The organism is Uliginosibacterium sangjuense, assembly GCF_059132465.1.
In genome coordinates, this window is sequence record NZ_CP101132.1 from 4,175,033 (window position 1) to 4,192,222 (window position 17,190).

At 67.9% G+C, this 17,190-nt stretch carries 14 protein-coding genes; 8 read left to right on the plus strand and 6 right to left on the minus strand.

The annotated features are described in order from the left end of the window. Positions 1 to 5: 5 nt before the first annotated feature. Positions 6 to 2,105, minus strand: a complete 2,100-nt coding sequence (glyS, locus tag NMB43_RS19365) for a glycine--tRNA ligase subunit beta (RefSeq protein WP_494349811.1) — start codon at positions 2,103 to 2,105, stop codon at positions 6 to 8. 2 nt (positions 2,106 to 2,107) lie between these two features. Further along, positions 2,108 to 3,049 (minus strand): glycine--tRNA ligase subunit alpha, encoded by a 942-nt coding sequence (gene glyQ / locus NMB43_RS19370; RefSeq protein ID WP_494349812.1) that lies wholly within the window; start codon positions 3,047 to 3,049, stop codon positions 2,108 to 2,110. A gap of 186 nt (positions 3,050 to 3,235) precedes the next feature. Between glyQ and NMB43_RS19375 the strand changes: the two genes are divergently transcribed. Then, a complete protein-coding gene (locus NMB43_RS19375) occupies positions 3,236 to 4,165 on the plus strand; it encodes a hypothetical protein (protein WP_494349813.1) in 930 nt (309 codons plus the stop codon). Positions 4,166 to 4,225: 60 nt separating this feature from the next. Here the strand turns inward: NMB43_RS19375 and NMB43_RS19380 are convergent, their stop codons facing one another. From NMB43_RS19380 to NMB43_RS19395, 4 genes are all read right to left on the minus strand, one after another. After that, positions 4,226 to 5,695 carry a DUF1501 domain-containing protein gene (locus NMB43_RS19380; protein ID WP_494349814.1) on the minus strand — a complete coding sequence of 490 codons (1,470 nt, stop codon included), beginning with the start codon at positions 5,693 to 5,695 and terminating at the stop codon, positions 4,226 to 4,228. Positions 5,696 to 5,703: 8 nt separating this feature from the next. Further along, positions 5,704 to 7,509, minus strand: a complete 1,806-nt coding sequence (locus NMB43_RS19385; RefSeq protein ID WP_494349815.1) for a DUF1800 domain-containing protein — start codon at positions 7,507 to 7,509, stop codon at positions 5,704 to 5,706. 122 nt (positions 7,510 to 7,631) lie between these two features. Continuing rightward, positions 7,632 to 9,110 carry an apolipoprotein N-acyltransferase gene (gene lnt, locus NMB43_RS19390; protein ID WP_494349816.1) on the minus strand — a complete coding sequence of 493 codons (1,479 nt, stop codon included), beginning with the start codon at positions 9,108 to 9,110 and terminating at the stop codon, positions 7,632 to 7,634. A gap of 79 nt (positions 9,111 to 9,189) precedes the next feature. Then, positions 9,190 to 9,441 carry a DUF2917 domain-containing protein gene (locus NMB43_RS19395; RefSeq protein ID WP_494349817.1) on the minus strand — a complete coding sequence of 84 codons (252 nt, stop codon included), beginning with the start codon at positions 9,439 to 9,441 and terminating at the stop codon, positions 9,190 to 9,192. Positions 9,442 to 9,589: 148 nt separating this feature from the next. On the opposite strand from NMB43_RS19395, the gene gcvA reads away from it, so the two are divergent. From gcvA to NMB43_RS19430, 7 genes are all read left to right on the plus strand, one after another. Further along, complete coding sequence (gcvA, locus tag NMB43_RS19400; RefSeq protein ID WP_494349818.1) at positions 9,590 to 10,567, plus strand: transcriptional regulator GcvA; 978 nt, start codon at positions 9,590 to 9,592, stop codon at positions 10,565 to 10,567. A 14-nt stretch (positions 10,568 to 10,581) separates the two neighbouring features. Next, positions 10,582 to 10,983 carry an MbcA/ParS/Xre antitoxin family protein gene (locus tag NMB43_RS19405; protein ID WP_494349819.1) on the plus strand — a complete coding sequence of 134 codons (402 nt, stop codon included), beginning with the start codon at positions 10,582 to 10,584 and terminating at the stop codon, positions 10,981 to 10,983. Positions 10,984 to 10,986: 3 nt separating this feature from the next. Then, positions 10,987 to 11,703: an RES family NAD+ phosphorylase gene (locus NMB43_RS19410; protein ID WP_494349820.1), complete on the plus strand. Its 717-nt coding sequence runs from the start codon at positions 10,987 to 10,989 to the stop codon at positions 11,701 to 11,703. A 368-nt stretch (positions 11,704 to 12,071) separates the two neighbouring features. Next, on the plus strand, positions 12,072 to 12,398 hold the full coding sequence (locus tag NMB43_RS19415) for an STAS domain-containing protein (protein WP_494349821.1): 327 nt from the start codon (positions 12,072 to 12,074) through the stop codon (positions 12,396 to 12,398). Then, entirely contained in the window at positions 12,395 to 14,614 is a 2,220-nt protein-coding gene (locus tag NMB43_RS19420) for a chemotaxis protein CheA (RefSeq protein WP_494349822.1), read from the plus strand. The genes NMB43_RS19415 and NMB43_RS19420 overlap by 4 nt, the downstream gene beginning before the upstream one ends. A 13-nt stretch (positions 14,615 to 14,627) precedes the next feature. Next, positions 14,628 to 16,655, plus strand: a complete 2,028-nt coding sequence (locus tag NMB43_RS19425) for a methyl-accepting chemotaxis protein (RefSeq protein ID WP_494349823.1) — start codon at positions 14,628 to 14,630, stop codon at positions 16,653 to 16,655. 9 nt (positions 16,656 to 16,664) lie between these two features. Continuing rightward, a complete protein-coding gene (locus NMB43_RS19430; protein WP_494349824.1) occupies positions 16,665 to 17,180 on the plus strand; it encodes a chemotaxis protein CheW in 516 nt (171 codons plus the stop codon). Positions 17,181 to 17,190 lie beyond the last annotated feature (10 nt).

Consider the following 17,190-nt stretch of genomic DNA (forward strand, 5'->3'; position numbering starts at 1 on the left):
TTCCGTCAGGCGGAGAGCTTGGCCAGGTCGGCCACGCGATTCATCGCATTGTAGAGGCGGGCGAGCAGGGCGAGGCGGTTGTTGCGCAGCGCCACATCCTCGGCATTCACCATCACCCCGTCGAAGAAGGCATCCACCGGACCACGCAAGGCCGCCAGGGCCTGCAGCGAGGCGGTGTAGTCGCCGGCCGCGAAGGCCGCATCCGCCTTGGGCACCACGGCTTCCAGCGCCTCGGCCAGCGCCTGCTCGGCGGCTTCCTTGAACAAGGCCGGCGTGATTGCCTGCGGCACCTCGCCCTCGACCTTCTTCAGGATGTTGCCGACGCGCTTGTTGGCAGCGGCCAGCGCGGCCGACTCCGGCAGCGCGGCGAAGGCACGCACGGCGGCCAGGCGCTTGGCGATGTCGGTCAGGCGTTGCGGCCGCTGCGACACGACGGCATCGACCTCCTGCGCCGAGTAGCCCTGCTCGCGCAGGCTGCCGGCGAGGCGATCGTAGATGAAGTCGGCCAGCGCGGCAGACGCATCGGTGATCAGCGCACCGAAGGGCTTGGCCGCGTCGGTCAGCAACTCACCCAGTGGCAATGCCAGGTCGCGCTCGATCAGCATGCGGATCACGCCCAGCGCATGGCGGCGCAGCGCGAAGGGGTCCTTGTCGCCGGTGGGCAGTTGGCCGATGCCGAACAAGCCCACGAGCGTCTCAAGTTTGTCGGCCAACGCCACCACGATGCCGACGGCATTGCGCGGCAGCTCGTCGCCGGCGAAGCGCGGCTTGTAGTGGTCTTCGATGGCATCGGCCACGCTGTCGCCGAGGCCGTCGTGCTTGGCGTAGTAGCCGCCCATGATGCCCTGCAGCTCGGGGAACTCGCCGACCATGTCGGTCAGCAGGTCGGCCTTGGCGAGCTTGGCGGCGGTATCCACCGCAGCCGCATCGACGCCCAGGCGCGCCGCGATGGCGGCGGCGATCGCGCGCACGCGCTCGATGCGCTCGCCCTGGGTGCCCAGCTTATTGTGGTACACGACCTTGGCCAGGCCGGCCACGCGATCGGACAGCGACTTCTTGCGGTCCTGGTCGAAGAAGAACTTGGCGTCGGCCAGGCGCGGGCGCACCACCCGCTCATTGCCGCCGATCACCGCGCTGGCGTCGGCCGGGCGGATGTTGGACACGATCAGGAACTGGTTGGTCAGCTTGCCGGTGGTATCCAGCAAGGGGAAGTATTTCTGGTTCGCCTTCATCGTGAGGATCAGGCACTCCTGCGGCACCGCCAGGAAGGCTTCCTCGAACTGGCCGACCAGCACGTTGGGGCGCTCGACCAGGGCGGTCACTTCATCCAGCAGGGCGTCGTCGTGGATCGGCTGTACCCCACCACCGAGCTTTTCGGCGGCAGCCTTGAGCTGCAGCGCGATCTCGGCACGACGGTCGGCGAAGGAGGCGATCACCGCGCCCTCGCGCTCCATCTGTTCGGCATAACTGTCGGCATCGCGCAGCACGACCGGCGTCACCGCCGCCTCGAAGCGATGGCCCAGGGTCTCGCGATCGGACTGCAGGCCCAGCACCGAGATGGGCACCACCTCGGCGCCATGCAGCGCGACCAGCTTGTGCGCCGGGCGCACGAAGTTCACGGTGGTCCAGCCATCGCGCAACTGGTAGCCCATGACCTTGGGGATGGGCAGCTTGGCGAGCGCATCCTCCAGCGCCTTCTGCAGGCCGGCAGCCAGCTCGACGCCGGGCTGCACGCTATCGAGGAACAGCGCCTCGGCCTTGCCGTCCGGCACGCGCTTGAGGCTGGGCACGACACTGGCGTCGGCCCCCAGGGCGGCGAGCTTCTTGAGCAGGGCCGGCGTGGCATTGCCGCTGGCGTCCAGCCCCACGGCAACCGGCATCAGCTTCTGCGACACCGGCTTGTCGGCAGCCTTGGCGGCCACGTTCTTGACCAGTACGGCCAGACGGCGCGGCGAGGCGAAGGACGACACCAGCGCATCGGCCGCTGCCAGGCCCTGGGCCTTGAGGCTGTCGGCCAGCACGCTGGCGAAGGATTCGCCCAGGCGCTTGAGGGCCTTGGGCGGCAGCTCTTCGACGAAGAGTTCTACGAGCAGATTCTTGTTCATGTTCACTCCGCCTCCTTCTTGGGGAGGTCGGCCACCCATTCGCGCGGGGCCATCGGGAAGCCCAGGCGTTCACGCGATTCGAGGTAGCTCTGCGCGACGCTGCGCGCGAGATTACGGATGCGGCCAATGTAGGCAGCACGCTCGGTGACCGAGATGGCGCCACGCGCATCCAGCAGGTTGAAGGTGTGGGCGGCCTTGAGCACTTGCTCGTAGGCCGGCAGGGCCAGCTTCTGTTCCATCAGGTGCTTGGCCTGCTTCTCATGTGCGCCAAAGGCAACAAACAGGAATTCCGCATCCGAATGTTCGAAGTTGTAGGTCGACTGTTCCACCTCGTTCTGGTGGAACACGTCGCCGTACTTCAGCACGCGGGTCTGGCCATTTTCTTCCCAGGTGGTCCACACCAGGTCGAACACGTTCTCCACGCCCTGCAGATACATCGCCAGGCGCTCCAGGCCGTAGGTGATCTCACCCGTGATCGGCTTGCAGTCGATGCCGCCAACCTGCTGGAAGTAGGTGAACTGGGTCACCTCCATGCCGTTCATCCACACCTCCCAGCCCAGGCCCCAGGCACCCAGCGTGGGGTTCTCCCAGTCGTCCTCGACGAAGCGCACATCGTTCTTCTTGAGGTCGAAGCCCAGCGCTTCGAGCGAGCCGAGGTACAGCTCGAGGATGTTCTCGGGCGCCGGCTTGAGCACCACCTGGTACTGGTAGTAGTGCTGCATGCGGTTGGGGTTCTCGCCGTAGCGGCCGTCCTTGGGGCGGCGCGAAGGCTGCACGTAGGCGGCGCGCCAGGGCTCGGGGCCGATCGCGCGCAGGAAGGTGGCGGTGTGGCTGGTGCCGGCGCCGACCTCCATGTCATAGGGTTGCAGCAGGGCGCAGCCACGGCTGCCCCAGTAGCTTTGCAGGCGCAGGATCACGTCCTGGAAAGAAGGTGTCGAGTTCATGGTGTCGCCGCGGCGATCGCCGCGAGCCGGGTGAAAGACGAAAGTGCGTGATTTTACAGGGAAGTGGGCAGCCCTGACGGGTGCGGCTCACGGCGGCTGCGGGCAGACCCTCATCGAGTCGCCATGGCGCTTTGTTCTATAGTGCGAAAGTAGTAGTGCTGAACCATTACGCAACGGAGCGTCTGCATGACAACCATAATCCGGACCCTGCGCAGAGCCCTGATCCTGGCCTGCCTGTGCGCGGGCTTCACCGGTAGCCCGCTGGCGGCGGAGCCGCTGCACCTGATCCACCCCCCGCCGGAGAACGCCAACGACCAGCGCCATACCTATTACTGGGAGTTGCTGGAGGCCGCGCTACAGGCCAACAAGGACAAGTACGGCGACTACAAGCTGACCTCTTACGGCACGCCGATGAACTTCCAGCGCGCGGTGTCGGAGCTGGAGGCCGGCGACGCGGGCCGGGTGAACATCGTGGCGCGCGCCACCAACCTGGACCTGGAGGCGCGCCTGCGGCCGATCCCGATCCCGCTCGACAAGGGCCTGCTGGGCTACCGCCTGTTCCTGATCATGCCGGAGACACAGGCCCGCCTGGACAAGGTGCAGACCCTGGACGACCTGCGCCAGTTCAGCATCGGCCAGGCCTCGCCCTGGACCGACGTGAAGATCCTGCAGTCGGCCAACATGAAGCTGGTGATCGCCGACAACTACGAAGGCCTGTTCCAGATGCTGGGCATCCGCCGCTTCGACCTGTTCTCGCGCGGCGTCAACGAGATCTACTCGGAGTGGGAGGCGCACCGCGACAAGCTGCCGAACCTCACGATCGAGAAGAACCTGATCCTGGCCTACCCGATGCCACGCTACTTCTTCGTGCCCAAGACCGAGGCCGGCGCGCGGATCGCCGAGCGCGTCGAGGATGGCCTGCGCCGGCTGGCCAAGAGCGGCGAGTTCGAGCGTCGCTACCAGGCTTACAAGAAGGCGGTGCTGGCCGATGTGAATCTCGCCGGGCGCCGCGTGTTCCGCCTGCCCAACTCGCAACTGTCGGACCTCGCGCCGAAGAACGAGAAGTTCTGGTGGGACGACCTGGCGGCCGAACTGGCCCCTCGCAAGCAGCCCTGAGCGTCGCCTTCCGGCAATGAGAAGGGCCGCCCGCGGGCGGCCCTTCTCGTTGACCCCGCGTCAGCTCATGAAACCCAGGCTGGGCGAGAAGTTGCCGATGCGCGGCGCGATCGTGCTGAGATCGGAGCTGGACACGCCGAACCAGGTGCCCAGCGTGGCAGCGAGCTGGTCCACCGAGGTGGTCGGGATCAGGCGGCCGGAGCCGGAGTCCTGCGGATTGGGCGTGGCCGTCGTGTGCAACCGGGTCAGCGGCATGCTGCCGTAGATATCGCCACCTTTGACCGCACCGCCGACCACGAAGTGGTGGGCGCCCCAGCCGTGGTCCGAGCCATCGCCGTTGGAGGTCAGGGTGCGGCCGAAGTCGGAGGCGGTGAACAGGGTCACCTCGTTGGCCACGCCCAGCGCCGCGGTGGCGTTGTAGAAGTAATTGATCGACTCGCCCACCTGGCCGTGCAGGCCCAAGCCACCGTTGGCGTTGTTCTGCAGCGCGGTGATCTCGTTGTCGTGGGTGTCGAAGCCGCCGATGCTGACGAAGAACACCTGGCGTCGGGCGCCGGTGGTGCCGCGCGCAGCGATCAGGCGCGCCACCACCTGCAGTTGCTGGGCCAGGCGGTTGTTGCTCAGATTGGCCGGCAGGGCAATGCCGTTGGCGGTGGTGGGCACCGAGCCGAGCGCGGTGGTCACCGTGTCGGCGGCGTCGATGGAGCGCTTCACGACATCCGAGTGGTCTCGCTCGATGTGCAAGGCGCTGGTGCCCTGGGCGTCGCGGATGATGTCGCGCAAGGCATCCATGGGGGCATTGCCGGCACTGGATGGGATGCCGAAGGGGCGCGCGCCCAGCGCGCCGATCTTGGTCGCGCCGCCGGTGCCGACCTGGTACTGGAAGATGCTGTTGCCGGCCAGGAACACCGTGTTGCCCGAGGCGGAAATGGCGGTGAAGATGCTGCTGGTGTTCTGACTCGCCAGCAGGTCGCCCATGCGTCCACCCCAGCCCTGCTTGACGCCTTCGGACGCGTAGGCCTGCCACACCGACTGCTGGTCGTTATGGGAGAACAGCTTGGGCGGCAACGGGACGCTGCCCGCGCGGTACTGGTCGCGGTTGGTCGGGGTGATCAAGGGGCCGATGTTGGCCAGCACGGCGAGCTTCTTGTTCTGGTACAGGCTGTGCAGCGCCGCCATGCTGGGGCAGAAGGCGAACTCGGCGCCATTCGGCTGGGCCGTGGTGGGCGAGAAACGGGTGGCGGTCAGCATGGCACGGTCGTAGGCGATGCCGCCGGCGCTCTGCGCGCCGCCACGCGCGGCGACGTACTCGGCATGCTGGGTGCTGTCGTAGGGCATGACCATGTTGAAGTGGTCGTTCCCGCCGAACATGAACAGGCACACGATGGCGCGGTAGTCACTGACGCTCTGCGCACTGGCCGCGCCGATGCCGGCGAGGTTGAGCGCAAACGGCGCGGCGGTACCGAAGGAGGACAGCGCAGCGAGGCGCTTGAGGAATTCGCGGCGGGCGAGCGGAGTGGATGTCGTCATGTCGCGCCTCACTTCTGCACAAGGTATTCGGGAGCGACCATGGCCAGGAACACGGCGAGCTGCGCACGCTGGCGGCGCGCAGTCTCGGCGGCACTGGCATTGGTCGTGGAAATGGTGATGGCATCCACCGCGGTCTTGATCGAGCTGCGCGTGGAGGCCTTCATGTTGCCGGCCATCAGCAGCAGGTTCAGGCGGTCGAGCAACTGGTCGCTGTTGTTGGCCAGCGCCATCTCGGTCGGGTACAGGCTGCGCAGGTCGCGTACGTTGTTGACCGAGGTACCGATACCGCTCTGCACCGTGCTCTGCATGAAGTTGATGTAGCCCGCCACGGTGGTCTCGTGGGTGATCTGCATTTCCGGCGACACCAGCCCTGCCGTGGCGACATTGGTGTTGGGCGGCACGTAACCGGGGCGATAGAAATTGAACACCGAGGCCGAGCGCATCGGCGTCTGGCCCAGCGAGGAGGTGCTGCTGTCGGTGTTGCCCACCTTGTACGAACCGGAGGCCGAGCTGGCGCCGAAGGCACGCGCCCAATTGGCCAGGCGCAACACCGGTTCGCGCAGCTTGCCGTCAGCGGCGGCGGGGCTGGCCGGGCGGGCCTCGGGGTCGAGCAGCACGGCGGCCACCACGGCCTTCATGTCGCCGCGCTGACCGCTGCCGAAACCGTAGGCGCTACCCGTGTTGAAAGCGTTCGTCACCCGGCTGACATAAGCCGTGGAAGGGTTGCTGGTCGTCAGGCGCTGGATCATCTGCTTGCCGATGAAGGGCCCTACGTTGGGGTGGTTGAACAAGGTGTCCAGCGCAATCTTGAGGTCGCTGGCCATGCTGCCGGCGGTGGCGGCGCTCTGTGCCGGGATGGTCGCGGTGAGGAACTTCTTCTCCGAGATCGAGTGATACTTCGGATAGCCCTGCATCGGGATCACGCGGCTGTTCGGATCGCGCACATTGCTGTTGTCATAGAAGCGGTTGTCGCTGGTGTCCGGCCCGCCCCAGCTATAGCCGGTGAACACCCGGGCCAGACCCGACACGTCGGCATTGGTGTAGGTCTCGATCGGCTGCCCGCCGGAGGTCTTCAGCGTGCCGTCGTTGTTGAGCTCGTAGAGACCGATGGAGAACAACTGCATGACCTCGCGCGCATAGTTTTCGTCCGGCACGCGGCCCTTGTTGTCTTCCTTCTGATTGCGCAGGTGCGACAGGTAGAGGCCCATCGAGGGGTGCAGCGACACGTCCTCGAGCAGCGTGCGGTAGTTGCCGAAGGCGTTACGGCCCAGCATGTCGTAGTAGGAAGCGACACCGCGGATGTTGTCCGACAGGTTGCCATCGAACGAGATCACGAAGATCTGCGACAGGGCGAAGGCCACGCGCTGGCGCAACTGGTCCTGCCCGGCCAGGGACTGGCCCCACCAGCTCTGCAGGAAGTGGCTCTGGTCGACCGACTTGCCGGCCGCCGTCTGCACCGCCACCTCCATGTCCACGCAGGACAGGTGGGTGCGTTGTGGCAGGGCAAACTGGGCCGCCAGCCAACTCTCGTAGCTGCCGGCGGTGAGCGCGGCGACGGACGCATCAGTGGCGCCGAAGCTGGCCTGGTTGAGGAAGCGCGCCGCCGCCTGTGGGCTGGGATGGCTGCCACTGGTGGCGATCACCGGCTCGGTGGCCGGAGTGAAGGTGCAACTGGCTGGCTGGACGCCGCCGCTGCTGCTGGCACCGCCGCTGGCGGTGCTGCTGCCGCCGGTCGAAGAATCGCCGCCTCCCCCGCCGCAGGCGGCGAGCACGAGCAGCGCCAGCACGGCCGGTATTGTTCTGATGGGCCTCATCCTATGTTTCCTCTGTCGGGAATGATGTGGCTTGATTCTAGATAAGCATCAGAAACGCAAATATTAGTAATGACCGGCGCGGGGCTGCCCATGATGGACGGACCCGTCCGGGGGGCCTGCGGTCAGGCGCGGCAACTCTTGCGGCGCAGCATGCCCCAGCCCAGCAGGCCCAGGCAAAGCAGCTTGACCGGCCAGTCGGACAGGCGTGCGAAGGGCGTCAGGCCCTGGTAGCCGCGCACCTCGGCGACGATGGCGCCGGCCTCGAAGGGCGGCAGCACGTGCGACACCGCGCCGTCGGGCTGGACGATCGCGGTCATGCCGGTATTGGTGGCGCGCAGTTGCGGCCGGCCGGTCTCCAAGGCGCGCATGCGCGACATCTGCAGGTGCTGCGGCTGGGCGTGCGAATCGCCGTACCAGGCCAGGTTGGACACGTTGAGCATCAAGGTGGCCTCGGGCAGCACGCGCAGCAGTTCCTCGCCGAACACATCCTCGTAGCAGATGTTCATGGCGATCTTCTGCCCGGCCAGCGCCAGCGGGGGCTGCCGCTTGCCGCCGGGGGTCTGGTCCGCCATCGGGATGCTGGCGAGCTTGTAGAACCAGCCGAAGCCATAGGGTGCGAATTCACCGAAGGGCACCAGATGGTCCTTGCTGTACTGCTGGCGCGGGCTCACCCCGCGCGTGACCACGCTGTTGTAGACGCGGTCCTGCGCATCGGAGGTGAACACGCCCACGATGGCATCGCTGCCCTGGGCGCGCACCTGCGCCTCCAGCGCATCCATATAGCCGACCGGCAACTGGCGCTCCAGCATCGGCAGCGTGGTCTCGGGCAGCACCATCACGCGCGCCGGGTAGCGCCGCAGCATGTCGAGGTTGAGCTGCAGCCACTCCACCACGCGCTCGGGGCGCCATTTCTGGTCCTGCGCCACATTGGTCTGGATCAGCGCGATCTGCAGCGGCTCACCCACCGGCTGCGTCCAGCTCACCAGGCGCAGGCCGCCGCCCGCCGCCAGTGGCAGCGCGGCCAGCAGCAAGGCGCGGCGGCGCGCGGCGGGGCTCAGCCAGGCCTCCACCAGCAGGGCGGTGACCAGCACCAACAGGAAACCCACGCCATACACCCCGAGAATGGGCGCCCAGCCAGCCAGCGGACTGGGCGGCGTCTGGGTATAGCCGATGGCGAGCCAGGGAAAGCTCGGGAAGAGCTGGCCGCGCAGCAGCTCGGCGGCCAGCCAGCAGGCAGCGGCGAGCAGGGCGTTGGCCCCCCAGTGGCGGCTCCGCAGCCAGACGAACAGGCCCGACAGCAGGGTTGGGTACAGCGCCAGCGCCGCACAGAACAGGAGGATCAGCACGGTCGCCAGCGGCGCCGACATGCCGCCATAGACATGCAGCGCCACGATCAGCCAGCACAGACCGGCGAACAAGGCCCCCAGCCCCCACAGGAAGCCGTACAGGAAACCGCCGCGCAGGCCGGTGACAGGGTGCCGCAGAACCGCGTACAGCAAGCCCCAGCTCAGCGGAGCCAGCCAGAATTGGTCGAAGGGTGCATAGGCCAGCACGCTCAGGGCGCCGGCCAGGAAGACGAACAGGGGGAGCAGGAAGGGCATGCGGCTGCGCGCTCAGGATTTCAGGACCGCGCAGAGGGTACCCCAGGCGCATGAAGCCGGGGTGAAGGCGAGCCCGGCTTCAGGCCACCTGCGCGACGCCGGCCTCGACCACGCGTGGCGCGAACAGGTGCAGGCTGGCGTGCCCGGCCGCCTCCAGCAGCAGCTTGCCGGCCCCGCGGACGCGGTAGTGATCGCCCGCCTGCAGCACCACATCCTCGGCCAGCCCCTCTTCGGTGAGCCAGACCCGCCCAGTGCTGCACAGCAGGGTATGCCCTGCCAGCCCGCTGCGCACCAGCAAGGTATCGCCCGACAGTTCCACGCGCTCACTCATGAATTCCGCTCTCATTTCACACCCCCGCCGTCCAATCCACCCATTCGCCGCAACCTGCATGTCGCGGACCGCTTGAATCGAATTCTGGGTAGCTTGGCGCTATAGTTCAAACGATCAAATCTCTACAAAACGTGAGTTGAATTCAACAATGGAAGCCCCCGGAAAACTCCCCCCCTTGGGCATGCTGCGCGTGTTCGAATCCGCCGCCCGCCTTGGCAGCTTCGCCGCCGCGGCACAGGAACTGCATGTGACGCACAGCGCGGTCAGCCACCAGATGCGCGGCCTGGAAGACCAACTGGGCTTCGCCCTGTTCCACCGCGAAGGGCGCGGCGTGCGCCTGACCCTGGCCGGGCTGGAGCTAGCCGAGCGCGTCAACGCCGCCCTGTGCGACCTGAGCCAGGCCGTCGCCATGCTGCGCCAGCGCAGCAACCCGAACCGCCTGACCGTCACGACCATGCCCTCGTTCGCGGCGCGCTGGCTGGCGCCGCGCATCGGCGGCTTCCTCGCCGCCGCGCCGGAAGTCGAACTCAACGTGGTGTCGACCGAGTCGGTCCTGAACTTCGCGCGCGACGGCATCGACATCGCGATCCGTTTCGGCTTCGGCCAGTACCCGGGCCACGACGCCACGCTGTTGATGCGCGACGAGTTGCTGGCGGTCGCCAGCCCGGACCTGCTGAACCGCGTGCTGCCGGGTTATCGCCTGCCCCTGTCGCCCGAACAACTGCAGCGCCTGCCCCTGCTGCGTTCCGATGGCGAGAGCTGGCAGAGCTGGTTCCAGGCCGCCGGGCACCTCGGTTCGGAGCCCCAGGGCGGCCTGCTGTTCAATGATTCAGCCCTGGTCCTGCAGGCCGCCCTCGACCACCACGGCGTGGCGCTCACGCGGCGCAGCCTGTGCCAGCTCGACATCGACGCCGGCCGCCTGCAGCAGATCTCGCCGATCACCGTGCTGACCAGCCGCGCCTACTGGTTCGTGACCCCGGGCGGGGTGTCGCCCTCGCCGATGGCACAACGCTTCCGTCACTGGCTGTTCGGCGAAGCCGAACGCTGCCCGCCAGTCACGGCCGACCCCGCCTCTCCTGTTGCGGAAGAAAAACATGTGCTAGATTATTTCCATAGGAACAGATAACCCAGGAGCTCCGCGTGCAAGCCGAAGACAGTGGCCGTGCCCACTACTCCCTCTCCGCCGCCGCCCAGCCCGAGGCGGCGGTGGTGCTGTCGAAAGCCACCGCCCGCGCCGCCGAGCAACTGGGCCTGACGCAGACGCGCCTGGCGCGCATCCTGGGCCTGAGCCCGGCCAGCGTGTCGCGCCTGGTGGCCGGCAGCTTCCAGCTCACGCCCGACAGCAAGGCCTGGGAATTCGCCCTCCTGCTGCTGCGCCTGTTCCGCTCGCTCGACTCCATCGTCGGCACGCAGGAAGCCGCACGCGCCTGGCTCCATGGCGACAACCTGGCGCTGGCCGGCAAGCCGATCGAACTGATCCAGCACACCGAGGGCCTGGTGCGCGTGCTGCAATACCTCGACGCCTCGCGCGCACGCATCTGAGCGATGCCCTGGAGCGCCGACGATCTGCGCGCCGCCGCGCGCCCCTTCGAAGCCCCGGTATGGCGCATGGTGGAGGCGCAGCACGTGGCCAGCACCATGAAGCTGACCGACAGCGCGGCCGAGCAGGACCTGCTGGAAATCCTCATCGAGCAAGGCAAGCCGCCGCAACCGGCCGCTACCCTGGGCCTCGACTACCTGCTCGCCAGCCCCTTCCGCTATCCGCCCTACCCGGCCGGCTCGCGCTTCCGCGCCGCCATCGACCCCGGCGTCTTCTACGGCGCGGAATGTGTGCGCACCGCCTGCGCCGAGCTGGGCTACTGGCGCTGGCGCTTCCTCCTCGACAGCCCGGCACTGCAGCAACTGGGGCCGACGCCGCACACCGCCTTCCGCTGCGCGGTCGCCACCGATGCCAGCATAGATCTGCAGCAACCCCCGCTGGACCGCGACGCGGCGCGCTGGAGCGATCCGCGCGACTACACCGCCACCCAGGCCCTGGCGCGCAGCGCGCGCGCGGCGGGCATCGCGGTGATCCGCTCGCAGTCTGTGCGCGACCCGCAGGCCGGCTGGTGCGCCACCCTGCTGGCCCCCAATGCCTTCGCCAGTGCGAAGCCGGACCAGGCCACCCAGTCCTGGTGGCTCACCGTCAGCCGTGACGAAGCCTCCTGGCGCCGCGACAGCGCACGCCACGTGTTCGCCACCGCGCCCTGGCAAGCGGCCTGATAGGGCACAGCCGCCCGCGCCCCACGCCCTGTTCCAGCCTCCCCCGCAGACCCGCAGCGCACACGCGGATCAGGCAAACCACCCTGCCCTTGCGGGCAGGTGCCACATGACACCCGGTTGAGGCGTGTCAATCGGAAAGCGCTGCGTGCATTGCTTCCGTTAATTTCGTCACGAACCCGCCGATACCCCGCCTCAAGCCGCCCACGCGCGGCGCGCGCAGCCTGCGGCCCACCGGCCGGCACTGCGCGGCAAGGACCTTCACAAGAGGTGAGCAGCATGTCCGGGTTCGACCGCACATCCACGCATTCCATGGCCCAGGGGCGCCGCCAGCGGCACGCCCCGGCGCCGCGCTGTTGAGGAGACCGGCCATGCTGGACATCTCTGCGCGCGACGGCGCCTGTCATATCCGCATCGAAGACGAACTGGGCATCTACCACGCGGCCGAGTTCAAGCCGCGCCTGCTCGCCGCCATCGCCGAACACCCCCGCACCGAGATCAACCTGGCCGGGGTCAGCGCACTCGACTGCGCCGGCGTACAGCTTCTGCTGCTGGCCAAGCGCGAAGCGCTGCGGCGCGGCCACCACCTGGCGCTGGTGGCGCACAGCCATGCTAGCCAGGCCGCCATCGACCTGCTGGGGCTGGCCGGCTACTTCGGCGACCCTCTCATCCTGGAAGACACGCGAGGCCCCGCATGAGCATGGCATCCGACCCTTATGCCGGCGCCCGCGCGGCCTACTTCGCCGAGGCGCAGGAACTCCTGGTCTCGATGGAGGACGCCCTGCTCCAGTTGGAGAGCACGCCCGGCGACGCCGAGACGATCAACGCGCTGTTCCGTGCCGCCCACACCATCAAGGGCTCGGCCGGCATGTTCGAGCTCAAGCGCATTGTCGCCTTCACCCACGTCGTGGAGGGCGTGCTGGAGCGCCTGCGCAGCGGCAAGCTGGCTATCGACCCCGAGCTGATCGCGTTGCTGTTGCGCTGTGGCGACCATATCGGCCTGTTGCTGAGCGAGGCGCAGCAAGCCGAGCCCGATGCCCATGTGCTGGCCGCCAATGGCTCGCTGGGCGAGACCCTGCTCGAACGCCTGGCGCACTACCTGCCGCCGCCGGCCGCCGCGCTCGCCCCGGCCATCCCTCCCCCCTCGCCCGCAGCCGAAAGCCTGCCCGGCAGCGGCGAGGGCGGCAGTGACAACTGGCACCTCTCGGTGCGCTTCGGCCCCGACGTGCTGCGCAACGGCATGGACCCGCTGGCGATCCTGCGCTACCTCGGCGGCCTGGGCCGCCTGGTGTCGGTGCACACCTTGTTCGACGCCATGCCGGATGGCGATGAGATGGACGCGGAGAGCTGCTACCTCGGCTTCGAGATCGAGCTCGACAGCCCCGCCGAGCGCCAGACCATCGCCGATGCCTTCAGCTTCGTGGCGGACGACTGCAGCCTGCACATCCTGCCGCCCAACAGCCGCGCCGAGGCCTACATCAAGCTCATCGAGGCCTTGCCCGAAGACCCGCTGCGCCTGGGCGAGATCCTCGTGCGCTGTGGCTGCCTGACCGAACACGAGCTGGCCGAGGGCCTGCAGCGCCAGCATGAATGCGCCGCCCGCCAGCAGCCACAGCCGCTGGGCGAGGTGCTGCTGGAGCAGCATTCGGTGCAGGTACCGGTGCTCAATGCCGCGCTCGAGAAACAGCAGAAGATGCGTGAGCGCCAGTCCCAGGAAAACCGCTTCATCCGCGTGCGCGCCGACAAGCTGGATCGCCTGATCAACCTGATCGGCGAGCTGGTGGTGGCCGGCGCCGGGGTAAGCCTGCGCGCCCAGCGCAGCGCCGACGCGCTATTGCAGGAAGCGGCCCAGATGAGCGCCGGCCTGGTCGAACAGATCCGTGACGAGGCGCTGCAACTGCGCATGGTGCCGATCGCTGAAACCTTCGGCCGCTTCAACCGCCTGGTGCGCGACACCAGCCACGAACTGGGCAAGGACATCACGCTGGCCATCGAGGGCGGCGAGAACGAGCTGGACAAGTCCATGGTCGAGAAGCTGGTCGACCCGCTGACCCACCTGGTGCGCAACGCGATGGATCACGGCATCGAGGCACCGGCCGCCCGCGTGGCCGCCGGCAAGCCGGCGCAGGGCACGATCACCCTGGCGGCGCGCCACGAGTCGGGCAGTTGCGTGATCGAGATCGCCGACGACGGGGGCGGCCTCCAGCGCGAACGCATCCTCGCCAAGGCGGTGGCCCAGGGCCTGGCGCCGGCAGGCAAGGAGTTCACCGACGAGGAGGTGTTCCAGTTCATCTTCGCCGCCGGCTTCTCCACCGCCGAGAAGGTGACCGACCTGTCCGGCCGCGGCGTGGGCATGGACGTGGTCCGCCGCAACATCGAGGCCTTGCGCGGCAGTGTGACGGTGGCCAGCCAGCCCGGCACGGGCACCCGCTTCACGCTGCGCCTGCCGCTGACCCTGGCCATCATCGACGGCTTCCTGGTCGGCGTGGAAGGCGCGCAGTACGTGATCCCGCTGGAGCTGGTGGTCGAATGCATCGAGCTGGGCGAGGCCGAGCGCCTGCAATCGCACGGCCGCAACTACGTCAACCTGCGCGACGAGGTGCTGCCTTTCCTGCGCCTGCGCGAACTGTTCGGCCTGCAGGCCGCAGCGCCCGCACGCGAGAACATCGTGGTCGTGCAGTACGGCACGCAACGCGCCGGCCTCGTCGTCGACGACCTGCTGGGCGAGTTCCAGACCGTCATCAAGCCGCTGTCGCGCCTGTTCGCCAGCCTGCGCGGCATTTCCGGTTCCACCATCCTGGGCAGCGGCGAGGTCGCCTTGATCCTCGACGTGCCTGCCCTTGTCCAGCACTGCAGCGAGACGGAAACGCGCGCGCTGGAGTACGCCACAACCGTCGCACACACCAATCAATGAAGTGAGGGCTGTCATGTTGAACAATCTGAAAATCGGTACGCGCCTGGCATTGGGCTTCGGCCTCGTGGTCGCGCTGCTGCTGGTGCTGGCGGGGGTGGGCTACACGCGCATCAGCTTCATCAACGAGCAGGTCGACGGTTTGGTCCATGACCGCTATCCGAAGACGGTATCGGCTGGCGACATCGCCAACCAGCTCAACCTTGCCGCCCTGGCAACGCGCGACGCCGTGCTGACGCGCGACCCCGAACGCGCCAAGGCCGAGATGGCACGCATCCCGGAAGTCTCGCGCACCATCAGCGAGCGCATGGAGCAGCTCGACAAGACGGTCCAGTCCGACAAGGGCCGCGCCCTATTGAAGGCGATGCAGGACAGTCGCGCTGTGTATCGCACCCACCTCGGCCGCCTGGTTGAGCTCATCAACACCAACAAGCGCGACGAAGCCACCAGCCTGCTGATGGGCGATATGCACCTGGCACAGGATGCCTACTTCAAGGCACTGGACGCATTTGCCGACTACCAGGCCGGGATGATGAAGGCGTCTGGAGAGGCCAGCGAACAAGCCTCCCATGGCGCGATGATCCTGATCGCCACACTGGCCGCCCTGGCGACCCTGGCGGCCGGCCTGACCGCCTGGTTCACCACGCGCAGCATCACCCGCCCGGTCGCCGAGGTGGTGGCCGCAGCCACCCGCATGGCCCAGGGCGACATGGACTTCACACTGAACCACGACTCGCGCGATGAAGTCGGCCAACTGGTCGACAGCATGCGCAGCCTGCAGGCCAGCGTGCGCGCTCTGATCACCGACGCCAACATGCTGGTCGAGGCCGCGGTGGACCTGCGCCTGGACACGCGCGCCGACGCCAGCCGCCACCAGGGCGACTACCGGCGCATCGTGGAAGGGGTGAACGCCACCCTGGATGCCATCGTCACACCGCTGAACCTGCTGATCTCCGACACCCGCATGCTGGCCGACGCCGTGCAAAGCGGCGAGCTGGACAAGCGCGGCGACGCCAACGTGCATCGCGGCCAGTTCCGCCAGCTCATCGAAGCGCTCAACGGGGTGATGGACGCCATCGCCACCCCGGTGGCCGAGCTGCGCGAAGTGCTGGGCAAGCTCGAAGGCGGCGACCTCACGGTGGCCATGCAGCGTGACTACGCCGGCACCTTCGATGCGCTCAAATCGGCCGTCAACAACACCGTGGCCAAGCTGGCGCAGATCATCCAGGAAGTGCGCGCCGCCGCCGACAGCCTCGCCTCCGCCTCGGAGGAAGTCAGCGCCACCTCGCAGTCCCTGTCGCAAGCCGCCAGCGAGCAGGCCGCCAGCGTCGAGGAGACCAGCGCCTCGGTCGAGCAGATGTCGGCCTCCATCGCGCAGAACACCGACAACGCCACCACCACCGACGGCATCGCGACCAAAGCCGCCAACGACGCCGAAGCCGGTGGCAAGGCGGTGGCCGACACGGTGCAGGCGATGAAGCAGATCGCGCAGAAGATCGGCATCATCGACGACATCGCCTACCAGACCAATCTGCTGGCACTCAACGCGGCCATCGAGGCCGCGCGGGCCGGCGAGCACGGCAAGGGCTTCGCGGTGGTCGCCGCCGAAGTGCGCAAGCTGGCCGAGCGCAGCCAGATTGCGGCGCGCGAGATCGGCGAGGTCGCCGGCTCCAGCGTCGGCCTGGCCGAACGCGCCGGCGGCCTGCTCGGCGAGATCGTGCCGTCGATCCGCAAGACTGCCGACCTGGTGCAGGAGATCACCGCCGCCTCGCAGGAACAGGCGCACGGCGCGGCCCAGATCAACGCCGCCATGGGCCAGCTCAACCAGACCACACAGCAGAACGCATCCTCCTCCGAGGAGCTGTCCGCCACCTCCGAGGAGATGAGCAACCAGGCGCAGCAGTTGCAGGCGCTGATGGGCTTCTTCCAGGTCGAAGGCGGCCGCGCGCAGGCCGCCGCGCCTGTGGCGCGCGCGCGCAAGGCCGCCGCGCGCGGCAGGCACGCCGACAAGCCGGTGAACGAAGCCGAGTACGTGCGCTTCTGAGGGCAGGCCATGAACACCCTGACGCTCAGCACACCCGGCAAGGCCGCCGCACCGGCCGGCGCCGCCCAGTACCTGATCTTCGCCCTGGGCGGCGAACAGTTCGCGCTCGACATCCTGCACATCAAGGAGATCATCGAGTTCCACAGCCTCACCGAGGTGCCGATGATGCCGGGCTTCGTGCGCGGCATCATCAACCTGCGCGGCGCGGTGGTGCCGGTCATCGACCTGCTGGCGCGCTTCGGCCGTGGCCACACCGAGATCACGCGGCGCAGTTGCGTGGTGATCGTGGAGCTGCCGGGCGAGGAGGACGAGACCGCGGTGATCGGCGTGATGGTCGACGCGGTGTGCGAGGTTGTCGACATCGCGCCCACCGACATCGAACCGCCGCCCAGCTTCGGCGCCCGCCTGCGGCCCGACTTCATCCGCGGCATGGCGCGCCGTACCGATGGTTTCGTGATCCTGCTGCAACTCGACACCGTGCTGTCGGTCGACGACATGAGCCGCCTGGTGCAGGCAACGGCATGAGCCCCTGACA

Bases quoted from the DNA above. Each gene is read 5' to 3' on its own strand.
- NMB43_RS19420 (WP_494349822.1), top strand. From the start codon at position 12,395: ATGAGCATGGCATCCGACCCTTATGCCGGCGCCCGCGCGGCCTACTTC.
- NMB43_RS19430 (WP_494349824.1), top strand. From the start codon at position 16,665: ATGAACACCCTGACGCTCAGCACACCCGGCAAGGCCGCCGCACCGGCC.
- lnt (WP_494349816.1), bottom strand. From the start codon at position 9,110: ATGCCCTTCCTGCTCCCCCTGTTCGTCTTCCTGGCCGGCGCCCTGAGC.
- NMB43_RS19425 (WP_494349823.1), top strand. From the start codon at position 14,628: ATGTTGAACAATCTGAAAATCGGTACGCGCCTGGCATTGGGCTTCGGC.
- NMB43_RS19380 (WP_494349814.1), bottom strand. From the start codon at position 5,695: ATGACGACATCCACTCCGCTCGCCCGCCGCGAATTCCTCAAGCGCCTC.
- NMB43_RS19415 (WP_494349821.1), top strand. From the start codon at position 12,072: ATGCTGGACATCTCTGCGCGCGACGGCGCCTGTCATATCCGCATCGAA.
- glyQ (WP_494349812.1), bottom strand. From the start codon at position 3,049: ATGAACTCGACACCTTCTTTCCAGGACGTGATCCTGCGCCTGCAAAGC.
- NMB43_RS19395 (WP_494349817.1), bottom strand. From the start codon at position 9,441: ATGAGTGAGCGCGTGGAACTGTCGGGCGATACCTTGCTGGTGCGCAGC.
- NMB43_RS19385 (WP_494349815.1), bottom strand. From the start codon at position 7,509: ATGAGGCCCATCAGAACAATACCGGCCGTGCTGGCGCTGCTCGTGCTC.
- NMB43_RS19375 (WP_494349813.1), top strand. From the start codon at position 3,236: ATGACAACCATAATCCGGACCCTGCGCAGAGCCCTGATCCTGGCCTGC.
- glyS (WP_494349811.1), bottom strand. From the start codon at position 2,105: ATGAACAAGAATCTGCTCGTAGAACTCTTCGTCGAAGAGCTGCCGCCC.
- NMB43_RS19410 (WP_494349820.1), top strand. From the start codon at position 10,987: ATGCCCTGGAGCGCCGACGATCTGCGCGCCGCCGCGCGCCCCTTCGAA.
- gcvA (WP_494349818.1), top strand. From the start codon at position 9,590: ATGGAAGCCCCCGGAAAACTCCCCCCCTTGGGCATGCTGCGCGTGTTC.